This window comes from Magnetospirillum sp. UT-4, assembly GCF_902729435.1.
Classification (GTDB): domain Bacteria; phylum Pseudomonadota; class Alphaproteobacteria; order Rhodospirillales; family Magnetospirillaceae; genus Magnetospirillum.
Map to the genome: position 1 here is coordinate 114,890 of NZ_CACVCG010000112.1, position 26,195 is coordinate 141,084.

The window sequence follows — 26,195 nt, forward strand, 5'->3', positions numbered from 1 at the left end:
GGGAGACCAAGGGGATGACTTCGGCGCTACGCATCCGCTTCTGGCTGATCGGCATGGGTGTCAGCCTGGTGCTGCTTTACGTGCTGAGGGGGGTGCTGCTGCCCTTCGTCGCCGGCATGGCCATCGCCTATTTCCTCGATCCGCTGGCCGACCGGCTGGAGCGGGCGGGAGTTTCGCGCATCCTGGCGACCTCCATCATCACCCTGGCCTTCTTCACCACTTTGGTGGTGGTGCTGCTGGTGCTGGCGCCGGTCATCGAGGACCAGGTGGTGGCCTTCGCCCAGAAGGTGCCGGGCTACATCGAGTCCATCAACCAGTGGCTCGACCCGCTGATCCGCGAGGCCCAGCGCAGGCTCAGCCCGCGCGACATCGAGAAGCTGCGCTCGTCGGCCGGGGAATATGCCGGAACCGTCGCCGGCTGGGGCGTCGGCCTGCTCAAGGGGCTGGTGAGCGGCAGCCTGGCGGTGGTCGAGATCCTGTCGCTGGTGTTCATCACCCCCATCGTCACCTTCTACCTGCTGCGCGACTGGGACACCATCACCGCCAAGGTCGAGGGCTGGCTGCCGCGCCGGCATGCCGCCACCGTGCGCGAGCAGTTCGCCGAAATCGACCGCACCCTGTCCGGCTTCGTCCGCGGTCAGGCCACGGTGTGCCTGGCACTGGGCACCTTCTACGGGGTCGGGCTGTCGCTGGTCGGGCTGGATCTCGGCCTGGTGATCGGCGGGCTGTCGGGGCTGTTCTCGTTCGTGCCCTATCTCGGCACCATCTCGGGCTTCGTCGCCGGGGTCGGTCTGGCTTTCGCCCAGACCCAGGACTGGCAGCTGCCGGCCATCGTCGCCGGCGTCTTCATCGTCGGCCAGATGATCGAGGGCAACGTGCTGACGCCCAAGCTGGTGGGCGACCGGGTCGGGCTGCATCCGGTGTGGGTGATGTTCGCCCTGCTGGCCGGCGGCGGCCTGTTCGGCTTCGTCGGCATCCTGCTGGCGGTGCCGGTGGCGGCGGTGATCGGGGTGCTGGTCCGCTTCGCCCTGTCGCGCTACCTGGCCAGTCCGCTTTACACCGGCAATGACGGATCATGACCGGTTCGAACGGGCAGCTCGCCTTCGACCTCGGGCACCGGCCGGCCTTCGGCCGCGCCGATTTCCTGCGGGCGGCCAGCAACGCCGAGGCGGTGGCCTGGCTGGAACGCTGGCCCGACTGGCCGGCCCATGCCCTGGCCCTGCACGGCCCGGCCGGCTGCGGCAAGACCCACCTGCTGGCCGCCTTCGCCGAGTCGGCGGAAGCGGTGGCCCGCGTCGATGCCTGCGGGCTGTCGGCCGAGGCGGTGCCGGGACTGGTGGAGAGCGCCCGGGTGGTGGTGGTTGATCGCCTCGACGCCCTCGCCGACGAGGCGGCGCTGTTCCACCTGTGGAACCTGACCAAGGAAACCGGCCGCTTCCTGCTGCTGGCCGGGCGCCAGGCGCCGGCGCGGCGGCCGGTGCGCCTGCCCGACCTCGCCAGCCGGCTGGCCGCCACCCAGGCGATCGGCATCGGCGCCCCCGACGATTCCCTGCTGGCCGCCGTCCTGGTCAAGCTGTTCGCCGATCGCCAGCTGAAGGTCGGCGCGGAGGTGGTCACCTTCCTGCTGGGCCGCATCGAGCGCTCGTTCGCCGCCATCGGCGCGGTGGTCGATGCCCTCGACCGCGCCTCCCTGAGCGAACGCCGCGCCGTCACCGTGCCGCTGGCGCGGGCGGTGCTGGAGCGCGAATTCGGGGACCTGCCGCCCCCTTGAGCCGTCAATCCTCCTCGGCGCCCAGGTCCTTGTCGAGGTCGCGCGGGCGGATGAACGCCGCCAGGCGGAAGTCGCCCTGGTCGATCCCGCTCCAGCGGGCGATGCCGGTTTCCAGCACCGCCAGGGTGCAGGTGGGGTACTTGGTGCGCAGCCGCTCCAGGGCCGCCGCCTCGCCGCCGCCGGCGAGAAAGGCGCCCAGGCGTTCCATGCCGGGATTGTGCCCGATCACCATCACCGAGGCGATGCCGTCCTCGACCCGGCGCAGCCGCGCACTCAGGTCCTGCAGGCTGGCCTCGTAGAGTCCCTGTTCGAAGCTGACCGGCGCCCCGGCCAGGGCGGCGCCCAGCAGGTCGTAGGTGGCGCGCGTGCGCGCCGCCGCCGAGCACAGCACCAGGGCCGGGCAGATGCGCCGCTCGGTCAGGTACTGGGCCATGCGCTGCGCGGCGCGCCGGCCGCGGCCGTTGAGCGGGCGGTCGAAATCGTCGGCGGCGGGATCGTCCCAGCTCGATTTGGCGTGGCGGAGCAGATAGAGGGTTCGCATCGATCGGGTCCCGCAGCCATGACACGGACGAGCGGAGGATATATAAAGGGTTCAGTGTACGCCACCCCGAGCCGGCGGGAGTAACAAAAGTGACAAATACGCAACCGATCGAGGTGCCGTCCATCGACATCGAGTCGAAGGACCGCTTCATCAATCGCGAGCTGTCCTGGCTGGCCTTCAACCTGCGTGTCATCGAGGAGGCGTTCAACACGCACCATCCTCTGCTGGAGCGGGTGCGCTTCCTGTCCATCTCGTCCTCGAACCTGGACGAGTTCTACATGGTGCGCGTCGCCGGCCTGAAGGGGCAGGTGGATGCCGGCGTCATGACCACTTCCCAGGACGGGCTGACCCCGGCGCAGCAGCTGGCCGCCATCAACGTCGAGGCGGGCAACCTGCTGAAGGCGCAGAAGACCTGCTGGAGCCAGTTGAAGCAGGAACTGCGCGAGGCCGGCATCACCGTGGTCGAGAACGACGAGCTGACCCGCTCCGACGTGCGCTGGCTGGAAACCCGGTTCATGGAGCACGTCTTCCCGGTGCTCACGCCGCTGGCCATCGACCCGGCGCACCCCTTTCCCTTCATCCCCAATGCCGGCATCGCCCTGGTGCTGCACCTGTTCCGCCTCGACGACGGCGAGGTGCTGCGCGCCCTGGTGCCGCTGCCGCACCAGATCGACCGCTTCATCCGCCTGCCGGGCGAGGCGATCCGCTTCATCCGCCTGGAAAACCTGGTGCTTTTGTTCCTGCCCATGCTGTTCCCCGGCTTCCGCATGGAAGGCTACGGCATGTTCCGGGTCATCCGCGATTCCGAGATGGACATCGACGAGGAGGCCGAGGACCTGGTGCGGGTGTTCGAGACCGCGCTGAAGCGCCGCCGCCGCGGCGAGGTCATCCGGCTGACCTTCAGCTCCGGCATCTCGGACGATCTGCGCCGTCTGGTCATCAACGAGATGGAGGTGGCCGAGGCCGACGTCTACGAATTCGACGAGATGATCGGGCTGGTGGACACCAAGCAGATCATCACCGACGAGCGTCCCGACCTGCTGTTCACCCCCTACAACGCCCGTTTCCCCGAGCGCATCCGCGATTTCGGCGGCGATTGCTTCGGCGCCATCCGCAAGAAGGACATCGTCGTCCACCACCCGTTCGAAAGCTTCGACGTGGTGGTGCAGTTCCTGCGCCAGGCGGCGCGCGATCCCAACGTGGTGGCGATCAAGCAGACCCTGTACCGCACCTCCAAGGACAGCCCCATCGTCAAGGCCCTGGCCGAGGCGGCCGAGGCCGGCAAGTCGGTGACCTGCATGGTCGAGCTGAAGGCGCGCTTCGACGAGGAGGCCAACATCCGCTGGGCCCGCGACCTCGAGGCGGCCGGGGCCAACGTGGTGTTCGGCTTCATGGAACTGAAGACCCACGCCAAGATCAGCCTGGTGGTGCGGCGCGAGGCCGGCGGGCTGATGTCCTACGTCCATTTCGGCACCGGCAACTACCACCCCATCACCGCCAAGGTCTACACCGACCTGTCGTACTTCACCTGCGACCCGGCGCTGACCCTGGATGCCTCGCGGGCCTTCAACTACATGACCGGCTACGTGGTGCCCGAGAAGATGGACAAGCTGGCCATTGCGCCGCTGCATCTGCGCAAGAAGATCCTGGCGCTGATCGATGCCGAGATCGCCAGCGCCGCGGCCGGCAAGCCCGCCGCCATCTGGGCCAAGATGAATTCGCTGGTCGATCCGGCCTTGATCGACGCGCTCTATCGGGCCAGTGCGGCCGGGGTTCAGATCGATCTGGTGATCCGCGGCATCTGCTGCCTGCGGCCGGGCATTCCGGGGCTGTCCGACAACATCCGGGTGCGCTCCATCGTCGGCCGCTTCCTCGAGCATTCCCGCGTCATCGTCTTCGCCAACGGCTCGCGCATGCCGTCGCGGCAGGCCAAGGTGTTCATCTCCTCGGCCGACTGGATGCAGCGCAACATGGACCTGCGGGTCGAGAGCTTCGTGCCCATCGAGAACCCGACCGTGCACCGCCAGATCCTCGAGCAGATCATGGTCGCCAATTTGAAGGATACCGCCCAGAGCTGGGTGCTCGGCCCCGACGGGGTCTACCGGCGGGTGTCGCCGGACGGTTCGGGCTTCTCGTCGCATACCTACTTCATGACCAATCCCAGCCTGTCGGGCCGGGGCAGCGCGCTCGAAAAGGGACGCCGGCCCAGGCTCGTCCTCGACGCCGAGAAGTGAGGCGAGGATGAAGATCAAGCGGCGCCAGGAACCGGTCGGCATCGTCGATATCGGCTCCAACTCCATCCGGCTGTGCGTCTATGACGGCGCCAGCCGCGTGCCGGTGCCGCTGTTCAACGAGAAGGCGGTGTGCGCCCTGGGCGAGGGCATGGGGGCGACCGGCCGGCTCAACCCCGCCGGAATCGAGATGGCGCTGGCGGCGGTCGGGCGCTTCGTGGCGCTGTCGCGGGCCATGGATTGCGAGCGCCTCGACATCCTGGCCACCGCGGCGGTGCGCGACGCCGCCGACGGGCCGGACTTCGTGGCCGAACTGCAGCGTCGCCACAACGTCCAGGTCAAGGTGCTGTCGGGCGGGCAGGAGGCCAAGCTGGCCGCCACCGGGGTGCTGTGCGGCACCCCCGACGCCGACGGCATCGTCGCCGATCTGGGCGGCGGCTCGCTGGAACTGGTGACGGTGCAGGACGGCCAGTTCGGCCAGCACGTCACCCTGCCGCTGGGCGTGCTGCGCATGGCCGAGGCGGCCGGCGAGGACCGCGGTCGGGCCGCCGAGCTCATCGACGCCCACCTGGCCGGGGTCCCCTGGCTGAAGCAGGGGCGCGGCCGCACCCTCTACGCCGTCGGCGGCGCCTGGCGCGCCATCGCCCGCGTCTGCATCGCCCAGATCCATCACCCCCTGACCGTGCTCGACAATTTCGCCCTCGACCCGCGCGAGGCGCAGCACATCATCGAGCTGGTGTCGACCCAGAGCCGGCGCTCCATCGCCATGGTGCCGGGGGTGTCGAAGAAGCGGGTGGCCAACCTGCCGCTGGCGGCGCTGCTGCTGGACAAGGTGATCCGCGCCACCCAGCCGCAGCGTCTGGCGTTCTCCATCTACGGCATGCGCGAGGGCCAGTTCTACCGCCGCCTGCCCGACCGCCTGCGGACCCAGGACCCGCTGCTGTGGGTGTGCCGCCAGCTGTCGCTGACCAATGCCCGCTTCCCCGAGCACGGCGACGAGCTGATGGCGTGGATGGCGCCGCTGTTCCCCGGCGAGACCCGCCACGACGCCCGCCTGCGCCACGCCGCCTGCCTGGTCTCGGACAGCTTCTGGAACGAGCACCCCGACTACCGCGCCATCCAGTCCTTCCTGCGCATCATGCGGCTGCCGTTCATGGGCGTGCCGCACCGGGACCGCGCCGCCATCGCCTTCACCGTCTTCAATCGCTACCAGGGCGACGAGGACCATCCCCAGGCGCAGATGGCCATCCAGCTGCTCGACGACGCCGACCTCAAGCGCTGCCGGGTGGCGGGGACGGCCCTGCGGCTGGCCCACACCCTGACCGGCGGCGCCCCCAACCTGCTGCGCGAGACCCGCCTGATCGCCGACCACAACGACCTCGTCCTCGAGGTCCCGGCCGCCAACCCCGCCTTCGCCCTGGAAAACGACCGCACCTTCGACCGCCTGGCCAAGGCGCTGGAATGCGACAATCTGGTTTTCCGGCGGGTCTGAGACCGGCCAACCTTTGATATGACTCGTTGGCCGGTATCCAGCGCCCATTGCGGGCGCGGCCAAGCGGGCGGATGCCCGCGCCCGGCGAGGGGCAAAACAAAGATACCAGCCGGTCAATTCATTGGCCGGCTGGTATGACACCCATACCCCCTCCGCACCTCCACTTCCGAACCCCTGGTCCGACCGCCTGCGCCGTGCCACCTCTCCCGATGACCCCAGGGCAGGTCGGGAGGAACGGGCCATGGCGTTTCGGATAGGGACCAACCGTTCGGATGCGCTGAGCGGCGGCGGCGGTGACGACCGGCTGTTCGGGCTGGGCGGCGACGATCTGCTGTCGGGCGGGCGCGGCGAGGACCTGTTGCAGGGCGGCAACGGCCGCGACCTGCTGCTGGGCGGCACCGGCGACGACCGCCTGTTCGGCGGCAACGGCAACGATTACCTGGACGGCGGCGCGGGCGACGACAGTCTCGACGGCGGCAGCGGCGCTGACCGGCTGCTCGGCGGTGACGGGCGCGACCAGCTGACCGGGGGCGGCGGCGACGATGTGCTCGACGGCCAGGCCGGCGATGATCGGCTCGATGGCGGCAATGGCCGCGACGATCTCGATGGCGGGCGCGGCGACGACGTTCTCGACGGCGGCCGTGACGGCGACCGCCTGGAAGGCGGCGGTGGCAACGACCGCCTGGACGGTGGCCAGGGAAACGACCGGCTGTTCGGCGATGACGGCAACGACCGCCTGGAGGGCGGCGCCGGCAACGACCGCCTGGAGGGCGGCGCCGGCGACGACACCCTCGACGGCGGCACCGGCAACGACCGCCTCGACGGCGGCTTCGGCGATGACGAGCTGACCGGCGGCGGCGGCAACGACACCCTGTGGGGCGGCGAGGGCGAGGACGAGATGACCGGCGGCGCCGGCCGCGACACCTTCTTCTACAACGACCGCTTCGAGTTCGGCGATACCGTGCGCGGCTTCGATTCCGGCACCGACCTGCTGGTGTTCAGTCGCAACGAGACCTGGCCCGACGACCGGCCGCCGGCCGGGCCGCTGGACGACGACAACTTCGCCGTCGGCGACGAGCCGGAAGACGACGACGATTACTTCGTCTGGGACCCGGGCAGCCGCACCCTGTCCTTCGACCCCGACGGCGACGGCCCGCTGTTCACCCTGGAGGTGGCGCGGTTCCTGGGCGGCGACGCCCCCGACGCCTCCGACATCTTCCTGATCTGAAGGAGTCTCGCCATGGCCACGCTACCGCCTTCCGGTCTGGTCGGCGCCCCCTCGGGCGGCGGCACTTCGGGTGGATTCGCCGCCGGTGCCGACAGCGCAATCAGCAGCCAGCCCTTCCCGCCCTCCTTCGAGGTGGTCGAGGTGGAAGGCTCCGCCGGCGACGATGTCGTCCTCGGCGACGAACGCAACGAGCATATCCAGGGCTTCCGCGGCGACGACCTGCTGTTCGGCGGGGCCGGCGACGACCAGCTCGACGGCGGCATCGGCGACGATACGCTGGAGGGCGGCCCCGGCTTCGACAGCTACGACGGCGGCCCCGGCACCGACACCCTGCGCTTCGGCGTCGCCGACGGCCCGGCCTTCGTCGATCTCTCGACCTCGACGGTGCAGCAGGGCGGCGTGTTCGAATTCGCCGACGAAGTGGAGAACGTCACCGGCTCGCCGTTCGGCGACACCTTGCTGGGCGACGATTACGACAACCGGATGGAGGGCGGCGGCGGCCTCGATCTGCTGGGCGGCGGGCTGGGCGACGACATTCTCGACGGCGGCGCCGATGGCGCCTACGCCACCTGGGCCGGCTCGGCGGGGGCGGTGACCGTGGACCTGGCCGCCGGCACCGCCGAGGAATGGGACGGCGGCGCCGACACCCTGATCGGCATCGTCGGTGCGGTCGGCACCGCCTTCGGCGACATCCTGCTGGGCGACGGCGAGGCCAACCGGCTGGAAGGCGGCGACGGCGCCGACCGCCTGGAGGGGCGCGGCGGCGACGACGTTCTGGCCGGCGGGGCGGGAGCCGACATCCTGGTGGGCGGCGGCGGCACCGACCTTGCCGACTATTCCGGAGCGATTCCGGTCCGCATCAGCCTGGCCGATGGCCAGGCCTTCGACGACCAGGGCACCGTCGATACCCTGAGCGGCATCGAGAACGTCACCGGCTCGCTGGCCGACGACGTGCTGGTCGGCAACGACGCCGCCAACCGCCTGCAGGGCGGGGTGGGCGCCGATTCGCTGCGCGGCCTGGGCGGCGCCGACACCTTCGTCTTCACCGACCGCCTCGATTTCGGCGACGTCATCCGCGACTTCGAAAGCGGGGTGGACGCCATCGAGATCGATCAGGCGGCGGCGGGCACCGGCACCATCGCCTTCGACGCCGCCACCGACCGCCTGACCCTGGACGACGTCCTGGTGGCCTTGGTCCGGGGCGACGCGGTGGCGACGTCGGATATCCATCTGGTGTGAGGCTTCGTCACCCCAGCCCCGTCCCCAGCGCCACCGGCCGGTGGTCGAGGCCGGCGGCGGCGAGGGCCTGGGCGAGGCCGGCCTGGGCGCGGCCCATGATGCCGTGCTGGGCGGCCAGCACCGGGATCTGGTCGGCCTCGCCGGCGAAGGAGCGGCGGCAGATGCCGGCATCGGCGGAGTTCATGGCGCGGCAGGGCAGCGGCCGGGCGGCGTGGACCAGGCATGTGCCGTCCCCGTCCAGCAGCGGGCAGGCCAGCCGGGCCCGCCACCAGCCGGCGACGTCGAGGCCGGTGGCCACCCGCCGCAGCGCGGCCGAACGCTGCCTCACCCCGGCCTGGACCGGCCCGGGCAGGGCGGCGACGGAATCGGCCACCAGCGCCAGCTCGGCCAGGGTCACCCCCACCGCCTGATGGCAGCACGGCGTGCAGCCGGGGCCGCATTGCAGTTCGGCCAGGCGGTCCTTCAGCGGTCCGGCGGCGCACTCGGCCAGCACCGATTCGGCGAGGGCGATGGCGGCGCGGGCGGCTTGGGCGGGATGGGCAGGGAGATGGGCGGCGGCGGCGGCGCGGGCCTTCGCCTCGACCTCGGAATAGGTCGGGGGCATCAGTCGAAGGCCAGGGCCAGCGCCTCGGTCAGGGCCATGGGCGCCGGCGGCATGCCGGCCGCCGCCAGGGCATGGGCGAGGCCGGCCTGGGCATGGGCATAGACGCCGCGCTGGAAGGCCACCAGCGGAATGCGGGCGCCGTCGGCGCCCTCGTACCAGCTGCGGCAGGCGCCGGCATCGGCCGACAGCACGGCGCGGCAGGGCAGCGGCCGATGGGAATGGACGGCGCACAGCGAATCGTCCAGCAGCGGGCAGGCGATGCGGGCGGCCTGCCATTCCTGCATGTCGCGGCCGCAGGCGGCGCGTTCGGCGGCGCGCTGGCGGGCGCGGATGCGGGCGCGGGCATCGGCCGGCAGGCGGTTGACCGCCTCCAGCAGCAATTCCTCCTCGGCGGCGGTGACGCCCACCACCTGATGGCAGCACCAGCCGCAGCCGGCGGCGCAGGCGGCGTCCCGGATGGCGGCGGACTCGGCCTCGGGCGCGGCGGCGGCGATGCGCTCGGCGACGTCGATGGCGGCCCGGGCGGCGGCGGCCAGGCCCTTGGACAGGGCCTCGGCGGCGGCGGCGCGGGCCTGCTCCTGGACATCGCCGAAGGTGAGCGGGGCGGTCATGGCTAATCCGCCTCGATGGCGGCGGCCGGCTCGGCCGGCGGCTCCACCGGCTCGATGGGGACCAGGCGCAGGCGACGGCCGTCGGTGCAGAAGCCGAGGCCGAGGCGGCCGTGCTTCAGCTTCAGCGCGTCCTCGCCGAACAGCTCGCGGCGCCAGCCGTGCAGGGCGGGAACGTCGGCATCGTCATCGGCGGCGATGGCCTCGATGTCGGCGACGTTGGCGACCAGCTTGCTGGCCACCCCGTGCTCGTCGCACTTCATCTTCAGCAGCACCTTCAGCAGCTCGACCACCGGCCCCAGGCCGCGCGGCACCTCGACCCGTTCGGGCGGCTTGGGGATCTGGTCCTCGGGCAGCGCCAGGCCGCGCTTGACCGCCTCCAGGATGGCCACGCCCATGCGGCCCTCCACCAGGCCCTTGCCAATGCCGCGGGTGCGGCCCAGCTCGGTGGTGTCGGCGGGGTGGTGGGCGGCGATTTCCATCAGCGTCTCGTCGCGCAGCATGCGCTGGCGCGGGATGTCGCGCTCGCGCGCCTCGCGTTCGCGCCAGGCGGCCAGTTCCTTCAGCACCGCCAGGAACTTCGGGCTCGACGAGCGCGGCTTGAGACGCCGCCAGGCGTTCTCGGGCTCGACCTGGTAGGTGGCGGGGGTGGTCAGCTCCGCCATCTCGGCGTCCAGCCAGGCGGCGCGGCCGTTCTTCTCCAGCTTGCGCACCAGCTTCTCGTAGGCGACGCGCAGATGGGTGACGTCGGCCAGGGCGTACTGGATCTGCTTCTCGGTCAGCGGCCTGAGCGCCCAGTCGGTGAAGCGCATGGACTTGTCGATGCGGGCCTTGGCCAGCTGGCTGGCCAGGGTCTCGTAGCTGACGGCGTCGCCGAAGCCGCACACCATGGCCGCCACCTGGGTGTCGAACAGCGGCGCCGGCACCGCGCCCGACAGGTGCAGGAAGATCTCGATGTCCTGGCGGGCGGCGTGGAAGACCTTCAGGACCTTCGGATTGGCCAGCAGCTCGAACAGCGGCGCCAGATCCATGCCGGGGGCCAGCGGGTCGATGGCCTTGGCCTCGTCGGGGCCGGCCACCTGGACCAGGCACAGCTGCGGGTAATACGTCTTCTCCCGCATGAATTCGGTATCGACGGTGATGTAGGGGGCGGTCGAGAGGCGGTCGCAGAGCTCCGCCAGCGCCCGGGAATCGGCGATCATTGGCATGGGGTGCAGTGATACAGCAACCACCCCGGGCGTACAAGGGCGGCAGGGCCAATGCCGCCCTTGACGGATTTTCGCGCGTGTGCCTTCTTCCCGCTTTCGGTTTCGACAGCGGAAAGTGACGCCCCATGCACGCCTATCGCACCCACACCTGCGGCCAGCTGCGCATCGAGGATGCCGGCATCACCGCCCGGCTGTCGGGCTGGGTGCACCGGAAGCGCGACCACGGCAACCTGCTGTTCGTCGATCTGCGCGACCATTACGGCCTGACCCAGTGCGTGGTCGATGTCTCCAGCCCGGTGTTCCAGACCCTGGAGAAGGCGCGGCCCGAAAGCGTCATCACCGTCACCGGCAAGGTGGTCGGGCGTTCCGCCGACACCGTCAACCCCCGCCTCGCCACCGGCGCCATCGAGGTGCAGGCGGCCGAGGTCGAGATCCAGTCCATCGCCGACGTGCTGCCCATGCAGGTGGCCGGCGACCAGGACTACCCCGAGGACATGCGCCTCAAGTACCGCTTCCTGGATCTGCGGCGCGAGGACGTGCACGCCAACATGATGCTGCGCGCCAAGGTCATCCAGTACCTGCGCCAGGCGATGATCGGCCAGGGCTTCACCGAGTTCCAGACGCCGATCCTGACCGCCTCGTCGCCCGAGGGTGCGCGCGACTATCTGGTGCCGTCGCGCCTGCATCCCGGCAAGTTCTACGCCCTGCCGCAGGCGCCGCAGCAGTTCAAGCAGCTCCTCATGGTGGCCGGCTTCGACCGCTATTTCCAGATCGCGCCGTGCTTCCGCGACGAGGCCGGCCGCGCCGATCGCTCCCCCGGCGAGTTCTACCAGCTCGATTTCGAGATGAGCTACGTCACACAGGACGACGTCTTCGCCGCCATCGAGCCGGTGCTGCAGGGGGTGTTCGAGGAATTCGGCAATGGCCGCAAGGTCACTCCGGCGCCGTTCCCGCGCATTCCCTATCAGGAGTCCATGCTGAAATACGGCTCGGACAAGCCGGACCTGCGCAACCCGATCCTCATCGCCGACGTCACCGAGGCCTTCCGCGGCTCCAATTTCGGCATCTTCGCCAAGGCCATCGAGGCCAAGGGCGCGGTGGTGCGGGCCATTCCGGCCCCCGGCGCGGCCGGCCAGCCGCGCTCGTGGTTCGACAAGCTGAACGAGTGGGCGCGCGAGGAAGGGGCCGGCGGCCTGGGCTACATCCAGTTCGCCGTGGACGGGCCGAAGGGACCCATCGCCAAGAACCTGGAGGCCGAGCGCATCGAGGCCATCCGCGCCGCCGCCGGCCTGAAGGACGGCGATGCCGTTTTCTTCGCCTGCGACAAGGCGCTGGAGGCGGCCAAGTTCGCCGGCAAGGTGCGCACCCGCCTCGGCACCGAGCTCGACCTGATCGAAAAGGACGTGTTCAAGTTCTGCTGGACGGTGGATTTCCCCATGTACGAGCTGAACGAGGAGACCGGCCAGGTCGATTTCAGCCACAATCCCTTCTCCATGCCCCAGGGCGGCATGGAGGCGCTGGAGAAAATGGACCCGCTGGAGATCAAGGCCTACCAGTACGACATCGTCTGCAACGGCGTCGAGCTGTCCTCGGGCGCCATCCGCAACCATCGCCCCGACATCATGATCAAGGCCTTCGGCATCGCCGGCTACGCCCCCGAAATGGTCGAGGAGAAGTTCGCCGGCATGCTCAACGCCTTCCGCTACGGCGCCCCGCCCCATGGCGGCTCGGCCCCGGGGGTGGACCGCATCGTCATGCTGCTGGCCGACCAGCCCAACATCCGCGAGGTCATCCTGTTCCCCATGAACCAGCAGGCCCAGGACCTGCTGATGGGGGCGCCGGCCGAGGTGGACGCCACCCGCCTGCGCGAGCTGCACATCAAGCTCGACCTGCCCAAGCCCAAGAAGGAGGGCTGAGTCTCCCCTCCCGCCCGGGGTAGGCCGGATGCCTCGCCCCGGCGCGGCAGCCGGCGGGCTAGACTCTCCTCTGGACCGCCGGAGGAGACGCAATGAAGAAGACCCTGTCCGCCTTGACCCTGTTCCTGGGCCTGTGCCTGGCCGGCTGCGCCGCACTGCCGGGCGGGGTGCCGACCCAGATCATCGGCGACGAGATGCCGGTGGCCGCGCTGGACGGCCTGGGCTGAGCGGGGGCGACTGGATTTAACGAACTATTAAATCAATTATTGCGCATTTCGCGTTCACCCCCTAGTGTGACAAGCGAAACGAGTCAGGGGGACCCATGCGGGTCGGTTTGGTAGCGGCAACGAAGCGGGCGGTCGGAATGGTCCGGCGCGCCGCGCTGTTCCGTGGTGCCGCTCGGCTGGCCGCGGCGCTGCTGCTGACCATGGGCCTGTCCGCTTGCGCCATTCCCCCCGCCATCTCGCTGGTCAGCCTGGCCGCCGACGGCGTCCTGCTCGCCGCCACCGGCAAGAGCAAGACCGACCATGGCCTGTCTCTGGCCACCGGCAAGGACTGCAACACCTTCCGCGCCATCGAGGGCGAGGACATCTGCCAGGACGAGGTGGTGGCCCAGATCGAGCCGCTGCCGACCGTGGTCGCCCGCGACCTGGACGGCCTGCGCAGCGCCGCTCCCGCCGCTGCCGGAACCGAGACCGCCATGGCCGCCGCCTTCCGCGCCGAGCCGGGCGGCCGCGCCGAGCCGCCGCTGCTGCTGGCCTCGGCGCCGCGTCCGATGAATGCCGCCGATCTGCACCTCGCCACCGCGCCCCGGCCGGCCCCCGCCGTGCAGGTCGCCGCCGCGCCCAAGGGCGTTGCGGGGGGCGCCGGTCCCAGGCAGCGGGTCGGGGCAACGCCCGGCCTGGTCAAGGTCGCCGCCGGCGATCTGGTTCGCTCCGGCGCCCTCAGGAAGGCGTCGCTGCGCAAGGCCGCCGCCAAGCGCGGGCCTGCGTTGGTCCGCGCCGGTGGCAAGGGCAAGGGCAAGGCGGCCCTCGCCGCCAAGGCGGCCACGAAGAAGCTGGCAGCGGCGAAGACGCGCAAGGCCGCGGCCGAACGCCGCAAGGCGTCGCGCCAGCCGGTGGCCGCAAAGGCCAAGCCGGAGCGGGTGTCGGCGCTCAAGCCGTTGCCGACCGCACCGCCGAAACTGGCGATGGCGGCACGGTAGGTCTGGCCGTTCTCTCCTGCTCCATTTACCTGGTTCTTCGCGGATCGGCGGGGAATCCCGATCATGGTGGACGTCCTCCCCGCGCAGGCGAGGACTCAGGAATGCACCGCCTTCCTGCCCGCGACTCCTGGGTTGGCGCCTGCGCGGGAACGACGGAGCGCGCTTCCCGACCTACGCCCCGCCAATCCGCGCTGAACCCCTTATCCCCATGTCACCAAACGCCATCCGGCACGGCGCGGCTATCGCTTACGAATGGCCGCGCCCCAGGGCGCCGTTCGGTTGTGGATCAGCGCGCGTCCACCGCAAGCGCCTCGAACAACGAGCGGCAACCGGGCCTGCCTGAACCAGCATCTGGCCGAGGAATGGACGCGCTTTCAGCGCCATGACCGGCCGTTTTCGCTGATTCTTCTCGACCTCGACCATTTCAAGCAGATCAACGACCGCCTCGGGCATCCGGTGTCAACCTTGCCGATCAGGCCCTTTATCAGGCCAAGAGCGCCGGTCGGGATTGCGCACGGGCCGCGGCCCAATCCTGACCCGGCCGGTGCCGGCGCTCAGTAGACGCCCTTGTCGTTCAAGAATCCCACGTATTTCCTGTCCTCCACGAGGATGTGCTTGACGATCCATCCGTGGAGGAACTCCAGCAGATCGTTCGCATCGACGGTGCCGGTTTCCACCACCTTGCCCGCCATGTCCCGCACCTGCTGAATCAATGCGTTATGCCGGGCCTGATGCTCGTTGTGGTGGGCGTAGCCGTAATGAGCGAGCAGCCCCTCCTCCTCCTGGAAATGGTACTGGGTGTAGTCCAGAAGAAATTCCAGCGCCTGCATCACTTCAGAGCGCCCCTGGCCGCTTTCTATGGAATCGAGCAGGGCATTGGCCGTGGCGAACAGCTTCTTGTGCTGGGTGTCTATTCTTTGGATGTTGACGCTGTATTCCGGCTGCCAGGTGAGCAATACCCGTCCGTGATCGCCGATCCCGGCCACAAGGCTGCTGCGACGCTGGAAGGCCTCGAACAGTTTCCAGCGAACGTTCGGGATGTTGCCCAGCAAGCGCGCCGGAACCATGTGCACCCGGGTGGCAGCGGCGGCCTTCAGCGTCGCGATGCCGGGAGAATTGAAGATGGCGTATTCCTCGCCGAAGAAGTCGCCCGGCCCCAGCTCCTCGATGACCGTATTGCCGATAGAGCGCAGGATCGCCCCGCTTTCGACCAGGCCGATCATGCGTTCGCGCGTGTCCAGGACGGTCCCCTCGGGATGCTGGCGCATGGCCATGCCGCCGGCGATGGCGTTCAGGGTGCCGGTCGAGACCACTCCGCCCAGCAACGGCTGCCGCGACAGGAACTCGCGCTGTTCCACCAGTTCCGAAATGGTCCCGAAAAGCTCGTGCTTGCGGACGAACGTCGCATAAAGCTCGCAAGGGATTTCCAGCACCTGCACGAAGCTCAACGCCCGGATGGTTTCGCCCGAGGACATCCCATGCAGTCCCGCGATCTCACCCAGCAGGGCTCCGGCCGAGAGCACGGCGCGGAAATCCGCGTCTTCGGCGAGAACCTCGACCTGCCCGGTCAAGAGAAGATGGATGTTTTCCGGAACCTTGCCCGCCTTCTGAAGAATGGCTTCCGGATTGAACGTCTGGACCGGCCCGTTGAGAAGCGCGCCGAGATCGTCGCCGCTGATGCCGGGCAGGTAGTCGTGCAGGAAATGGAAGGCCGAGCGCCCGAGGAAATCGCGGTGGCTGGCGATCAGCACGTCGGCGCTTCCGAACGACGCGCCCGAGCCGATCCGGCGCTGCTCGGTGTTCAACGGCAGCGCGGTATGGGCCAGAATGATCTTCCGCGAGGAATCGGCGGCGAAATCGGCGGCGTTGCCGTGGATCAGGCCGCCGCCGATATCCACCTTCTTGACGTCCGCCGGAACCAGATAGGCCTTGGCCACTTCGTCGAACATGGCCGGGCTGAGCCCCGGCTTGCCGGCGTCCTCGGTCACCATGCCCTTCAGGATGCCCAATCCGACGATGTCGGCGAAGTGGGCGTAGGTTCGGTAGCCGTCCGCCGCGATGGCCCGGAACTCGAAAATCGTCGTCTCGACCGGATGCGGCGAGAAGACCGGTCTGACGTCCAGACCGCCGACCCCGTTCCAGGCGCCCAGTTCAAGATCGACCACGTCGAAGAAGTCCTCGAAGTCGCTCTCCTCGATCGACAGCAGGGCCGACAGCTTCTTGGCCACCGTCGCGCGCACCATGGGCACGGCCAGGAACTTGATCTTGCGGTCGGCCTGCAGGAGGGTGGTCAGGCCCGCGAAATGGTCGTCGTGGGCATGGGTCTGGAAGACGCCCTCGACCTCGTTGATGCCGATGCCCAGCGCGCCGAGGGTGTTGCCGAGATTCGGCCCGGCGTCGATCAGGTAGATGCGCCCCTGGAACACCAGGACCGATCCCATGCTGGGCCGACGGATGTCCCAGCCGTCCCCTTCCCCCGAATGGACGACGGCGAAATAATCCCTGCGGAACTGGAAGGCCCCGAGGGGAAAGGGGCACTCGTATTCGGTTCCGGGCGGCAGGTTGAGATCGACGGTCACCGTCTCCCCGCCATGGGAGATCTCGAAGACGTTGACGTCCTTGCGCTGCAGGACGACGCCCCGGATATCCACGGGAGCATCGTCCAGGGCCACCCCGTCCAGCAGGGCGCTGGGATGCTGGATGCGTCCGAAGGCGAACCGAAGCTTCAGCCGCATCATCCAATCGGCGTCATCCGGGGCGACGCCCGCCTCGATCAGCTCCTCGCGGGAGATGAGGCCGTAATTACCGCGATAGATGTACTGCATCTGCGCCTGGACCTGGTCCTGACGGCCGACCAGGATGGGGCGCGCGCCCGTGTTGTTGGGGTGGTTGGGGAGCAGCATGCCCTGGCGATAGAACATCTGCAGGACCGGGAATTCCGCCAGGTTCGAGAACGCGCCGTTCTGGACCATCACGTCCGACAGCAGGATGGCGTTGGGGCCGGTCTCGCAGCGAACGCCGCCGATCTCGGTCGGACGGATCAGGCCACGGCGCATCATGTGCTTCACGACGTCCGCCGGACACCCGCACAGGAGCCGGAGATCCGCTTGAGGAACCTCCACCCAATGCACACCCTGGGTGATCTCGATGCGCAGAATGCCAGCCATCTTGTTCCTCCCCACCTTCGACGAACCCCATGTCACCAAACGCCATCCGGCACGGCGCGGCTATCGCTTGCGGATCAGCGCGCGTCCATGGCGATCGCCTCGAACAACGAGCGGCAGGCGACCGGGCTCGCCGCCAGAACCTCGAACACCGACGGGCCGCCGTCGGAATCCTTGAGGAAGGACGAGGCTTCGAGGCTGCGGACGCCCATGGTCCAGCCGGAGAACAATCGACGGGCAAGCTTCCCTTCGGCGGCCAGCGTCACCTCCCGATGGCGCGGATCGTCGCGGATCGTCTCGTACAGGTGTCGGATGTCCGCTTCTCCACCTTCCAGGTATTGCACGAAGGCGTCGTCGAAGTGGATGAGGTGGCCGGTGATCCCGTTCTGCTGGTTGAAGGTCCGCGCCTCCAGGATGATCGAGTCGAGAAGAGACGGTGTCACCGCCGTGGCGGGGCGGCTGACATAGATGATGAAGCAGAGGTTCCGGCCGTCGCGCTCCTTGGCGCGACGGGAATTGGCGGCCGCGACCAGCAATTCGTCGGCGGGCATGGGGCGGTGGAAGAAGAACCCTTGGATGCTGTCGCATCCGAGGGCGCGCAGCGCGTTCCTCTGGCTTTGCGTCTCCACCCCCTCGGCGACGAGGCCGAGCTTCAGCGATTTCGACATCCGGCACAGGGCCGAGACGATGACGCCGCAATCCGGATCGGTGTCGATGCCCTGGATGAATTCCTTGTCGATCTTGAGGATGTCGATACTCAACCGGAGCAACTGGGACAGCGACGAGTAGCCGGTGCCGAAATCGTCCACGGCGATGCGCATCCCCAATCCGGCCATCCTGTCGATGGTATCCCGGTTGGCGTTCGGGTCCGCCATCAGGGAGGTCTCGGTGATCTCCAGGACCAGGCGGCGGGGATCGGCACCAGTCTTGGCGATGATCGACGCGAACCGGTCCACCAGCGCCGGATCCTCGATCTGGCGTGCCGACATGTTGAACGACACGTAGGGGGCGTCGTCCCCCGCCTGCTCGCGCCAGCGGCGTTCGGTCCGGCAGGCCTCCTCGAACACCCAATAGCCGATGCCGATGATCGAACCGTTCATTTCGGCGACCGGGATGAAGGTGGCAGGAGAAATCTCGCCCTCCGCCATGCGCCATCTCAACAACAATTCGGCGCCGACCACCACCGAAGACCGGGTATCCACGATAGGCTGATACACGGCATGGAACTCGTTCATCTCAAGCGCCGCGCGCAGCCCCATGGAAATCGACAGGCGGCGCTGGGCCTCGTCGTGCAGGCCTTCGTTGAAGAAGCGCCATCCCGCGCGCCCGGATTCCTTGACCGAGTACATGGCGGTATCGGCGGCGCGCACCAGATCGTCGGCGGCGTGGGTGGAACCGTGCCCGGCGGCGATGCCGATGCTCGCCGTCACGAAAAGCTTGTCCGAGCCGTGGATGACCGGCTGCCGGGCGGTCTCCAGCACCCGCTCCGCCAGGGAAGACAGCATGGACGGCGCATCGACGTGCTCGCACAGGATCACGAATTCATCGCCGGCCAATCGGCCGACGGTGTCGCCGGGACGAACCACGTCGATGAAGCGCCGCGAGATCTCCTTGAGCAGATGGTCGCCCGCCTCGTGCCCGAACTTGTCGTTCACCGCCTTGAAACCGTCGAGATCGATGAACAGCAGGGCGATGTTGTCGCCGCGCTCCTTCGAGCGATGGAGAGCCTTTTCAAGGCGTTCGTGGATCAGGGCGCGGTTGGGAAGGCCGGTCAGGGCGTCATGGGTGGCGCGGCGGGTCAGTTCCGCCTCGGCCTCCTTCACCATGGTCAGGTCGCGCATGGTGGACACCAGCACCCAGGTGCCGTCGCTGTGGAACTTGGCGATGGACGCTTCCAGCGGGAAGAATGTGCCGTCCTTGCGATACCCGGTGATTTCCCCGCGCTGGCCCATCCGCCGCTCGGTCTCGGCGCTCGACAGGAAGCGTGCCATGTGCTCCTGGTGCATGGGCCGAACGTGGGGCGGCACCAGAAGATGGACCGACAGCCCCGTCAGCTCCCCCTCGGCATAGCCGAACATGTCGGACACGGCCCGGTTGGCGTCGGTGATGAAGCCGTCCTGGTCGGTGGCCAGGATGGCTATGTCGGCAAGCGCCAGAATCTGCTTGGCGGTTCCGATCCGGCGATAGGCCTCGGCGGCTTCGGATGCGAGACGGGCGGCCACCTGCGGATTGGATGGGGACTCGGTGAACCGCGGCGCCCCCGGCAAGGTCCGGTAACGCTCGGGGATCTGGGGCGCGAGGGGACCGAAGGCCTTGACGATCTCGAACGTGGCGTCCCTGCGGCATCGGGTCAGGTAGCAATTGACGGTGGCATGGTGGGAATGCGCGTCCATGCGCACCTCGCCTTGCGGGGCCGAAATGCTGACGGCCTCGAGCGCCGCGGCAAGCGCGGCGGGCGCGATGCTGCCGGCCCTGCGCGTCGCTTCGGCAAAGGCCTTGACGCAGACATAGGTGCCCTCGCCGAAATTGGTGAGGATGCCGTTGCCGTCCGGCCACAGCCCCGAAACACCCGGCAACCGGCGAAGCCTGGCGAGATAGGCGCGCGACTGGGGCGTCTCGACGGACATGAAATAGGTGTTGCTGGAATACAGGCCCTCGCGGGCCTCGGGGGACAGGCGGCCGGCGATGATCTCGTCGAAATGCCCCATGACCACCGCCATGCGGCCCTTGATGCCCATGTCCGCGAACCGGGACAGCAGGGTGATCTGGTCGGCGCCCGCGAAATAGGGGACGAAAACGTCGGCCCCGGAGCGGGCCACGCGTTCCAGCAGGGCCTCGATCTCCTCGGCCCGGACGCCGAGGGGCAGGTACTCCTCGCCCACGATTTCGCCGTTCAACGTCGCGAGGGACCGCTTGCAGGCATCGATGGACCCCCGCGGCCATTCATAATTGTTGCCCGCGAAGAACATCTTCAGGCCATAGCGCTCCGCCATGAACGGAATCATCTTGTCGATCTGCTGGTTCGGCAGGGCCGCGAAGTGGAAGAACCAGCGCGACGAGATGCTGCCTTCATAGAAGGAGAAGTTGAGGTAGGGAATGCCCAGGGGATCGGCCACCTTCGCCGCCACGTCGATGCGCGCATTCGAGAGCAGGTTGCCGATGATGGCCGTGCACTCGTGCTGTTCGACCAGGCGCCGCGCCGCCGGAACCGCCGTTTGCGGCAGGCTGCCGTCGTCCTCGATGACCAACTCCACGGGACGCCCGAGGATACCGCCGTCTTCGTTGATCTCGGCGCAGGCGATGGTCGCCGCCCAGACGATCTCCTGGCCGTACATATCGACCAGACCGGATAGCGGGGGCATCAAGCCAAGGCGGATGGGAGTACTCGTCATGTCCGATCACGGCGGTCCGGTCAAAAAGAAAACAATTCCAATCGGTTAGTTGTTTGCGAAGTGCAGGATATGAGGATGCAAATATCAAGTGCTTGATTTAACGTCATTTTCTCGAAAAGGGCGGGCGAGAGAACCTGGCGCAAAGTGTAGAGCCGACATTTCCCATTTGGGCGGCCCATCGGCCCCAGTTGACGCCAGAGTAGCCGGATTTCGGCCCAACCGGAAGCCGGAACGGCGCGATGGTGGCTGCTATCGCTGTACGGTCGCCACCTTGGCCACCTTCTCGCGGATGGAGGTCAGCGACCGGTTTTCCATCAGGGCCAGGGTGCGGAGTTGGACACGTTGTAGGCCAGAGGGTGAAGCTGGTTCCGCACCACGTCGGCCTTCAGGGTCCGGTAGGACAGTCGTCGGCACTGTGGGCACTGTAGGCGCTGCCGTCCTGTTCGCCGTGGGTCGGGCTGTCGGCCAGCACCTGCCTCCATCTCTAGGTCCAGCCGCTCAGAGATTGTGTACTTCATTGTTTTCTAAGAATGAATCCCCATCAGCCGTGACGAAATGGCTCGGGCATCTGGGACGTCCCGGCTTACCTACCGCATCCGGTTGACCGCTCCCGCCACCGCCATCAGCGCCGCCATGGTGACGTTGTCGTCGGTGGCGGCGCCGTGGACCACCGTTCCGTCAGGGCCGGCCACCGCCACGTAACAGGCGGCCTGGGCCTCGGAGCCGGAGCCGATGGCGTGCTCGTGGTAGTCCTTGACCGCCACCTTCAGCCCCATGTCCTTCTCCAGCGCGTGGACGAAGGCGTCGACCGGGCCGGCGCCCACGCCCTGCACCACCGTCTCGCGGCCCTCCACCGCCAGGGTGGCGGTCAGCGCCCGCTGGCCCTTGATGGACACCGGCACGGTGGAATAATCCACCACCTGGATGCGGCCGGGCTGCAGATAGGTGTCGCGGAACAGCTGGTACAATTCGGCCGAACCCAGCTCGCGACCCTGCGCGTCGGCCATGTGCTGCACCGCGCGGGCGAAATCGGCCTGCATGGGCTTGGGCAGTTCCAGGCCGTAATCGCGCTCCAGCAGGAAGGCGACGCCGCCCTTGCCCGACTGGCTGTTGATGCGGATCACCGCCTCGTAGGTACGGCCCACATCGGCCGGGTCGATGGGCAGGTAGGGCACCTCCCACTGGGCGCTGTTGGCCTTCTCGCGGGCCTTGAAGCCCTTGTTGATGGCGTCCTGGTGCGAGCCCGAGAAGGCGGTGTAGACCAGCGCCCCGGCATAGGGATGGCGGGGATGGACGTCGATGCCGGTGCAGTCCTCGGCGGTCCGGCGCACGGTGTCGATGTCGGACAGGTCCAGCCCGGGATCGATGCCTTGCGTGAACAGGTTCAGCGCCAGGGTGCAGATATCGACGTTGCCGGTGCGCTCGCCGTTGCCGAACAGGGTGCCTTCCACCCGGTCGGCGCCGGCCATCACCGCCAGCTCGGCCGCCGCCACGCCGGTGCCGCGGTCGTTGTGGGGATGGACCGAGACGATCAAATTGGCGCGATCCTTCACCGTGCGGCAGAACCACTCGATGACGTCGGCATAGGCGTTGGGGGTGCTCATCTCCACCGTGGCCGGCAGGTTGACGATCATCTCGCGCCCCGGGGCGGCGCCCCAGGCGGTGGCGACCGCCTCGACGATCTCGACGGCGAAGTCGGGCTCGGTGCCGGTGAAGCTTTCCGGGCTGTACTGGAAGCGCACCTCGCCCTCGGGGCGGGCCGCCGACAGCTCGCGCACCAGCCCGGTGCCGGCCAGGGCCAGCTCGACGCAGCCCTGGCGGTCGAAGCCGAACACCACCCGGCGCTGCACCTCCGAGGTCGAGTTGTACAGGTGCACGATGACCGACTTGGCCCCGGCGACGGCCTCGAAGCTGCGCCGGATCAGGTCCTCGCGCGACTGGGTCAGGATCTGGATGGTGACGTCGTCGGGGATGTGACCGCCCTCGATCAGGTGGCGGACGAAGTCGAAATCGGTCTGCGAGGCGGCGGGGAAGCCGACCTCGATCTCCTTGAAGCCCATGCCGACCAGGACGTTCCACAGCCGCATCTTCTTGGGCGTGTCCATGGGGTCGATCAGGGCCTGGTTGCCGTCGCGCAGATCGACGCTGCACCAGGCCGGCGGCCGGGTGATCACCGCGTCGGGCCAGGTGCGGTCCCGCAGGCGGATGGCGGGGTAGGGGCGGTACTTGCTGTGGGCGGCGGTCTTCATGGCCGTCATTCCTTGTCTGTCGTCGTCTGTCGCTGCTGGTGACGCGGTCCGGGTCCGGCCGCCGGGCGCCCGCGGGCGCGCTAGATCCGGCGGCCGCGCATAAGTCGCGGCGACGCGATGAAGGCGTTGGTGGTGACGAAGCGGTTGGAAGACATGGGACCCTCGAACGAACGGCTGCTGGATGCGGATACGCGAAACCCCGGCGTCGTCTACGACACCGGGCCGGTAAGGAGCAGCAGGGCGAAGGTCGAAGTGGTCATGCCACGGACTGTGCCAGAGCCGGGCGGGCCTCGTCAATCGCGACGATACGGCCTATCTTGCTGAGGGCGGAGCGAGGAGACCCGGCATGATCGACCTCTACACCTGGAGCACCCCCAACGGCCGCAAGGTCAGCATCATGCTGGAGGAATGCGGCCTGCCCTATCGGGTCCATCCCATCGACATCTCCAAGGGCGACCAGTTCGGCCCCGATTACGTCGCCATCAACCCCAATTCCAAGATCCCGGCCATCGTCGACCCCCAGGGGCCGGACGGGCGGCCGCTGGCCTTGTTCGAATCGGGAGCCATCCTGGTGTATCTGGCCGACAAGACCGGCCTGTTCATGCCGGCCGATGCGGTGGGCCGCTACCAGGTGCTGCAATGGCTGATGTTCCAGATGGGCGGCATCGGCCCGATGTTCGGCCAGACCCACCACTTCCGCCGGTTCGCCCCCGAACCGGTACCCTATGCGGTGGACCGCTACAGCAAGGAGACGCGCCGCCTCTACGGCGTTCTGGACAAGCGCCTGGCCGAGGTCGAATACGTCGCCGGCGCCTATTCCATCGCCGACATGGCCATCTACCCGTGGTGTCAGCGCTCGGACTGGCAGGGCGTCGATCTCGCCGCCGACTTCCCCAGCGTCAAACGCTGGCAGGATGCCGTCGCCGCCCGCCCGGCGGTGGCCCGCGGCATGGCCGTTCCGGCCTGAACCCGACCGGGTTCCCGCCTGAACCCAGCGCTTCGCGGTTGACGCTGGCAAGGCGCTCCGCTAGAAACGTCCGTCCAGCCACCGGCCGCGAGACGGCCGCACTTTCCCGCGCGGAGGGATGGGTGAGTGGCTTAAACCAACGGTTTGCTAAACCGTCGTAGGGGGTCAACCCCTACCGAGGGTTCGAATCCCTCTCCCTCCGCCACCTTTCTTTTTCAATGTGTTAGCGTTGATCCCGGTTGATCAGCGTTGACGCATGTTGAAATCCTCGTGGGGCATTAGTGGGGCAAGGGGGCGGGCCTGCCCCATCTTGGGGCTGCGCCGCTGGCCATCAGCGTTGAAATAACCCTATGCGCTGTCAAAGGCGGCCCGAGCCCGGCTCACCGCGGCAATGATCTGCTCACGGTCCAAGGTCTCGCGTTCGATCAACTGCGCAACGATACCTTCGACGCTCTTTGTGTTGGCGGCGACAAGGTCGCTGGCGACCGCGTAGGCTTCGGCCAGCATGGCCTCGACCGTCCTCGCGAGTACGGGGTCGGCACCGAGCATGCGGCCGACGGCATCGGCGGCCGGCATTCCCCGCCACAGCAGCGGGCGCTCCTCGCCCAAACCCAGCGCGGTTACGGCGCCGACGGCAAGCGCGGTCGCGCGTGCCAGGTCGGAAGTGGCGTCGCCGCCGGCACCGGCGGAAACGTTGCCCAGCAGCACTTCTTCCGCGGCGCGGCCGGCGAGCAGATGGGTCAGAAAGAGCTGAATGTCCTCACGGGTTTCGAGGCCCCCCTGTTCCAGATCGATCGTCACTCCGCCTCCTGTCCTCTCCGTCTGGCGGATGGTGGCACAGATCAACATCTCGGGCCTGTGCAGCGCCAGGACCAGGGCATGGCCGGCTTCATGGATGGCGCAGCGGCGGAGCTGAGCGGGCGGGACCGCGCGGGCGGAACCGCGGATTTCGCCGACGAGGTCCTCGACGGTCAGCCCGCGACGATCCGCACGGGCCCGGCGTCGCGCACCGCGGACCCACTTTTCGACATCCGCTCCGCTCCCACCGAGTGCGAGAGTGCTGACATCACCGAGATCGGCCTGTTCAAGGTCGCCGTCCAGATGATGCCGGAAGATGCCCTCAATCGAGGGCCTGTCCGGCAGGGGGATTGCGACCCGGCGCTCAAGGCGCCCTGACCGCACGATGGCCGGGTCGAGCCGTTCAGGGTGGTTGCAGGCGGCCACCACGATGACACCCTCGCGGCCGGTGATGCCGTCGAGCAACTCGAGGAAGCCATTGACCACCTGGACACTGTAATCCTTGTATTCCGACCGAAAGCTGGTCCGGTTGCCGAAGCCATCGACCTCATCGACGAACAGGATGGCCGGGGCGGCCGCCTTGGCGGCATCGAATGTCGCCCGCATCGATTTCAGCAGGTCGCCAAGGTGGCCGGCCGCCTGCCACTGGGCGAGCGAGGCGGAAACCAGGGGAATGCCGCACGATCCCGCCAGTGCCCGGGCAAAGGTGGTCTTGCCGGTCCCGGGCGGGCCGTACAGAAGGCAGCCCTTATCGAGCGCCGCCCACGGAATCCGCCCGGACCGGTATTCGTCGAGGTCCTTGGCCAGCATCATTCCCCAGGTCCTGGCTTCGTTCATGCCATGCAGATGATCAAGGGTCAGGCCGGGTACCGGTGTCCTGGCCTCCACCAGGCGGGTCAGCCGCGCCACGAACGAATCCGCGCCCTCACCCGGCCGGCGGGCCAGGCAGAGGTCAGGGATCATAACCCGCCGGGCGAAATCGCCGTCCAATTGGGCTGTCGGCGGCGCCCCGGCGATCTCGGCGACGATTGCGGCCAGCTGGCCGGCGTCGAGCGGGGGAACGGGAATGTGGAGGTCGGCGGCCCGCAGCAGATCCGATGGAAGGTCTCGCTGGGGGTCGGGGGAGACCCCCAATACCGAGCCTCCGGCCACCAGGGTGGCGGCCACCGCGCCGTCGTCGTCGGAGCGGCCCCCCTTCCTCCCCGTCACCCTGTGCAGGAACATCAGGCATCGCCGATCCGGCGCAGCGGTATTCCATCGATAGGTCGCGCTGTCGGAGGAGACGAAGTGAATCCCGCCAGTCTCGAATCGACGTTGCCAAGCCTCGGCGACAGGGCCAACCCATGTGCCATCGGGAACCTCGATCACCACCGCCAAGCCCAGGCCGGCGGGCGGCAGAGGCGGCAGCGGCTCGAGAGCGGCCGCCAGGACACAATCGGCGGCGACCTGGGCCGGGTTGCGAGGTGGCAGGGGCATATCCAGGGCCGGGGCCGGAATGTCGTCGTCCTCGATGGGGAGCCCGTCGAATTCGTCCTGGTCGAAGATGGGTTTGGCAGCGGTGTGGTTGGCGTTCATGGCGGAAT

General features: G+C 68.4%; 19 protein-coding genes and 1 tRNA gene. 12 read left to right on the forward strand and 8 right to left on the reverse strand.

The window, feature by feature from the left end; translation table 11 throughout:
- Positions 1-14: 14 nt before the first annotated feature.
- On the forward strand, positions 15-1,079 hold the full coding sequence (locus tag MTBUT4_RS15030; protein ID WP_173980509.1) for an AI-2E family transporter: 1,065 nt from the start codon (positions 15-17) through the stop codon (positions 1,077-1,079).
- Positions 1,076-1,771, forward strand: a complete 696-nt coding sequence (locus tag MTBUT4_RS15035; RefSeq protein WP_173980510.1) for a DNA replication protein — start codon at positions 1,076-1,078, stop codon at positions 1,769-1,771. The genes MTBUT4_RS15030 and MTBUT4_RS15035 overlap by 4 nt, the downstream gene beginning before the upstream one ends.
- Positions 1,772-1,775: 4 nt before the next feature.
- Here MTBUT4_RS15035 and MTBUT4_RS15040 read toward each other — a convergent pair whose 3' ends face one another.
- Complete coding sequence (locus MTBUT4_RS15040; RefSeq protein WP_173980511.1) at positions 1,776-2,312, reverse strand: histidine phosphatase family protein; 537 nt, start codon at positions 2,310-2,312, stop codon at positions 1,776-1,778.
- 89 nt (positions 2,313-2,401) lie between these two features.
- On the opposite strand from MTBUT4_RS15040, the gene MTBUT4_RS15045 reads away from it, so the two are divergent.
- The 4 genes from MTBUT4_RS15045 (at position 2,402) to MTBUT4_RS15060 (ending at position 8,502) form a co-directional block, all read left to right on the forward strand.
- Positions 2,402-4,546, forward strand: a complete 2,145-nt coding sequence (locus tag MTBUT4_RS15045; RefSeq protein WP_173980512.1) for an RNA degradosome polyphosphate kinase — start codon at positions 2,402-2,404, stop codon at positions 4,544-4,546.
- A gap of 7 nt (positions 4,547-4,553) precedes the next feature.
- The gene (locus tag MTBUT4_RS15050; RefSeq protein WP_173980513.1) at positions 4,554-6,035 is read left to right on the forward strand and encodes a Ppx/GppA family phosphatase; all 1,482 of its coding nucleotides are present in this window, start codon (positions 4,554-4,556) and stop codon (positions 6,033-6,035) included.
- A 241-nt stretch (positions 6,036-6,276) separates the two neighbouring features.
- Positions 6,277-7,263 (forward strand): calcium-binding protein, encoded by a 987-nt coding sequence (locus MTBUT4_RS15055; protein WP_173980514.1) that lies wholly within the window; start codon positions 6,277-6,279, stop codon positions 7,261-7,263.
- Between the two features lie 12 nt (positions 7,264-7,275).
- On the forward strand, positions 7,276-8,502 hold the full coding sequence (locus MTBUT4_RS15060; protein WP_173980515.1) for a calcium-binding protein: 1,227 nt from the start codon (positions 7,276-7,278) through the stop codon (positions 8,500-8,502).
- Positions 8,503-8,509: 7 nt separating this feature from the next.
- Here the strand turns inward: MTBUT4_RS15060 and MTBUT4_RS15065 are convergent, their stop codons facing one another.
- The 3 genes from MTBUT4_RS15065 to rnd are packed head-to-tail and all read right to left on the reverse strand — an operon-like array spanning position 8,510 to position 10,922.
- Positions 8,510-9,106 carry a YkgJ family cysteine cluster protein gene (locus MTBUT4_RS15065; protein ID WP_173980516.1) on the reverse strand — a complete coding sequence of 199 codons (597 nt, stop codon included), beginning with the start codon at positions 9,104-9,106 and terminating at the stop codon, positions 8,510-8,512.
- Positions 9,106-9,717: a YkgJ family cysteine cluster protein gene (locus MTBUT4_RS15070; RefSeq protein WP_173980517.1), complete on the reverse strand. Its 612-nt coding sequence runs from the start codon at positions 9,715-9,717 to the stop codon at positions 9,106-9,108. The genes MTBUT4_RS15065 and MTBUT4_RS15070 overlap by 1 nt, the downstream gene beginning before the upstream one ends.
- 2 nt (positions 9,718-9,719) lie before the next feature.
- Positions 9,720-10,922 carry a ribonuclease D gene (rnd, locus tag MTBUT4_RS15075; protein ID WP_173980518.1) on the reverse strand — a complete coding sequence of 401 codons (1,203 nt, stop codon included), beginning with the start codon at positions 10,920-10,922 and terminating at the stop codon, positions 9,720-9,722.
- A 125-nt stretch (positions 10,923-11,047) separates the two neighbouring features.
- On the opposite strand from rnd, the gene aspS reads away from it, so the two are divergent.
- From aspS to MTBUT4_RS15090, 4 genes are all read left to right on the forward strand, one after another.
- Positions 11,048-12,838 carry an aspartate--tRNA ligase gene (gene aspS / locus MTBUT4_RS15080; protein ID WP_173980519.1) on the forward strand — a complete coding sequence of 597 codons (1,791 nt, stop codon included), beginning with the start codon at positions 11,048-11,050 and terminating at the stop codon, positions 12,836-12,838.
- Between the two features lie 92 nt (positions 12,839-12,930).
- Complete coding sequence (locus tag MTBUT4_RS19740) at positions 12,931-13,065, forward strand: hypothetical protein (protein ID WP_256367263.1); 135 nt, start codon at positions 12,931-12,933, stop codon at positions 13,063-13,065.
- Positions 13,066-13,202: 137 nt separating this feature from the next.
- Positions 13,203-14,042 carry a hypothetical protein gene (locus MTBUT4_RS15085; RefSeq protein WP_173980520.1) on the forward strand — a complete coding sequence of 280 codons (840 nt, stop codon included), beginning with the start codon at positions 13,203-13,205 and terminating at the stop codon, positions 14,040-14,042.
- Positions 14,043-14,294: 252 nt separating this feature from the next.
- Positions 14,295-14,603 (forward strand): diguanylate cyclase, encoded by a 309-nt coding sequence (locus MTBUT4_RS15090; RefSeq protein ID WP_173980521.1) that lies wholly within the window; start codon positions 14,295-14,297, stop codon positions 14,601-14,603.
- Here MTBUT4_RS15090 and MTBUT4_RS15095 read toward each other — a convergent pair.
- The 3 genes from MTBUT4_RS15095 to leuA form a co-directional block, all read right to left on the reverse strand.
- Entirely contained in the window at positions 14,597-17,209 is a 2,613-nt protein-coding gene (locus MTBUT4_RS15095; RefSeq protein ID WP_173980522.1) for a bacteriohemerythrin, read from the reverse strand. The genes MTBUT4_RS15090 and MTBUT4_RS15095 overlap by 7 nt on opposite strands.
- A 74-nt stretch (positions 17,210-17,283) precedes the next feature.
- Positions 17,284-20,598: an EAL domain-containing protein gene (locus tag MTBUT4_RS15100; protein WP_173980523.1), complete on the reverse strand. Its 3,315-nt coding sequence runs from the start codon at positions 20,596-20,598 to the stop codon at positions 17,284-17,286.
- 587 nt (positions 20,599-21,185) lie between these two features.
- Positions 21,186-22,847: a 2-isopropylmalate synthase gene (gene leuA, locus MTBUT4_RS15105; protein ID WP_173980524.1), complete on the reverse strand. Its 1,662-nt coding sequence runs from the start codon at positions 22,845-22,847 to the stop codon at positions 21,186-21,188.
- 346 nt (positions 22,848-23,193) lie between these two features.
- On the opposite strand from leuA, the gene MTBUT4_RS15110 reads away from it, so the two are divergent.
- Together MTBUT4_RS15110 and MTBUT4_RS15115 are read left to right on the forward strand one after the other, a co-directional pair.
- Complete coding sequence (locus tag MTBUT4_RS15110) at positions 23,194-23,814, forward strand: glutathione S-transferase N-terminal domain-containing protein (RefSeq protein WP_173980525.1); 621 nt, start codon at positions 23,194-23,196, stop codon at positions 23,812-23,814.
- A gap of 112 nt (positions 23,815-23,926) precedes the next feature.
- A tRNA-Ser gene (locus MTBUT4_RS15115) sits at positions 23,927-24,019 on the forward strand.
- A gap of 143 nt (positions 24,020-24,162) precedes the next feature.
- On the opposite strand, the gene MTBUT4_RS15120 is transcribed toward MTBUT4_RS15115, so the two are convergent.
- The gene (locus MTBUT4_RS15120; protein WP_173980526.1) at positions 24,163-26,187 is read right to left on the reverse strand and encodes an AAA family ATPase; all 2,025 of its coding nucleotides are present in this window, start codon (positions 26,185-26,187) and stop codon (positions 24,163-24,165) included.
- Between the last annotated feature and the right edge of the window lie 8 nt (positions 26,188-26,195).

Coding starts and splice junctions, on each gene's coding strand:
- MTBUT4_RS15030 (WP_173980509.1), top strand. CDS start 15: ATGACTTCGGCGCTACGCATCCGCTTCTGGCTGATCGGCATGGGTGTC.
- MTBUT4_RS15035 (WP_173980510.1), top strand. CDS start 1,076: ATGACCGGTTCGAACGGGCAGCTCGCCTTCGACCTCGGGCACCGGCCG.
- MTBUT4_RS15040 (WP_173980511.1), bottom strand. CDS start 2,312: ATGCGAACCCTCTATCTGCTCCGCCACGCCAAATCGAGCTGGGACGAT.
- MTBUT4_RS15050 (WP_173980513.1), top strand. CDS start 4,554: ATGAAGATCAAGCGGCGCCAGGAACCGGTCGGCATCGTCGATATCGGC.
- MTBUT4_RS15055 (WP_173980514.1), top strand. CDS start 6,277: ATGGCGTTTCGGATAGGGACCAACCGTTCGGATGCGCTGAGCGGCGGC.
- MTBUT4_RS15060 (WP_173980515.1), top strand. CDS start 7,276: ATGGCCACGCTACCGCCTTCCGGTCTGGTCGGCGCCCCCTCGGGCGGC.
- MTBUT4_RS15065 (WP_173980516.1), bottom strand. CDS start 9,106: ATGCCCCCGACCTATTCCGAGGTCGAGGCGAAGGCCCGCGCCGCCGCC.
- MTBUT4_RS15070 (WP_173980517.1), bottom strand. CDS start 9,717: ATGACCGCCCCGCTCACCTTCGGCGATGTCCAGGAGCAGGCCCGCGCC.
- rnd (WP_173980518.1), bottom strand. CDS start 10,922: ATGCCAATGATCGCCGATTCCCGGGCGCTGGCGGAGCTCTGCGACCGC.
- aspS (WP_173980519.1), top strand. CDS start 11,048: ATGCACGCCTATCGCACCCACACCTGCGGCCAGCTGCGCATCGAGGAT.
- MTBUT4_RS19740 (WP_256367263.1), top strand. CDS start 12,931: ATGAAGAAGACCCTGTCCGCCTTGACCCTGTTCCTGGGCCTGTGCCTG.
- MTBUT4_RS15085 (WP_173980520.1), top strand. CDS start 13,203: ATGGTCCGGCGCGCCGCGCTGTTCCGTGGTGCCGCTCGGCTGGCCGCG.
- MTBUT4_RS15090 (WP_173980521.1), top strand. CDS start 14,295: ATGGCCGCGCCCCAGGGCGCCGTTCGGTTGTGGATCAGCGCGCGTCCA.
- MTBUT4_RS15095 (WP_173980522.1), bottom strand. CDS start 17,209: ATGGCTGGCATTCTGCGCATCGAGATCACCCAGGGTGTGCATTGGGTG.
- MTBUT4_RS15100 (WP_173980523.1), bottom strand. CDS start 20,598: ATGACGAGTACTCCCATCCGCCTTGGCTTGATGCCCCCGCTATCCGGT.
- leuA (WP_173980524.1), bottom strand. CDS start 22,847: ATGAAGACCGCCGCCCACAGCAAGTACCGCCCCTACCCCGCCATCCGC.
- MTBUT4_RS15110 (WP_173980525.1), top strand. CDS start 23,194: ATGATCGACCTCTACACCTGGAGCACCCCCAACGGCCGCAAGGTCAGC.
- MTBUT4_RS15120 (WP_173980526.1), bottom strand. CDS start 26,187: ATGAACGCCAACCACACCGCTGCCAAACCCATCTTCGACCAGGACGAA.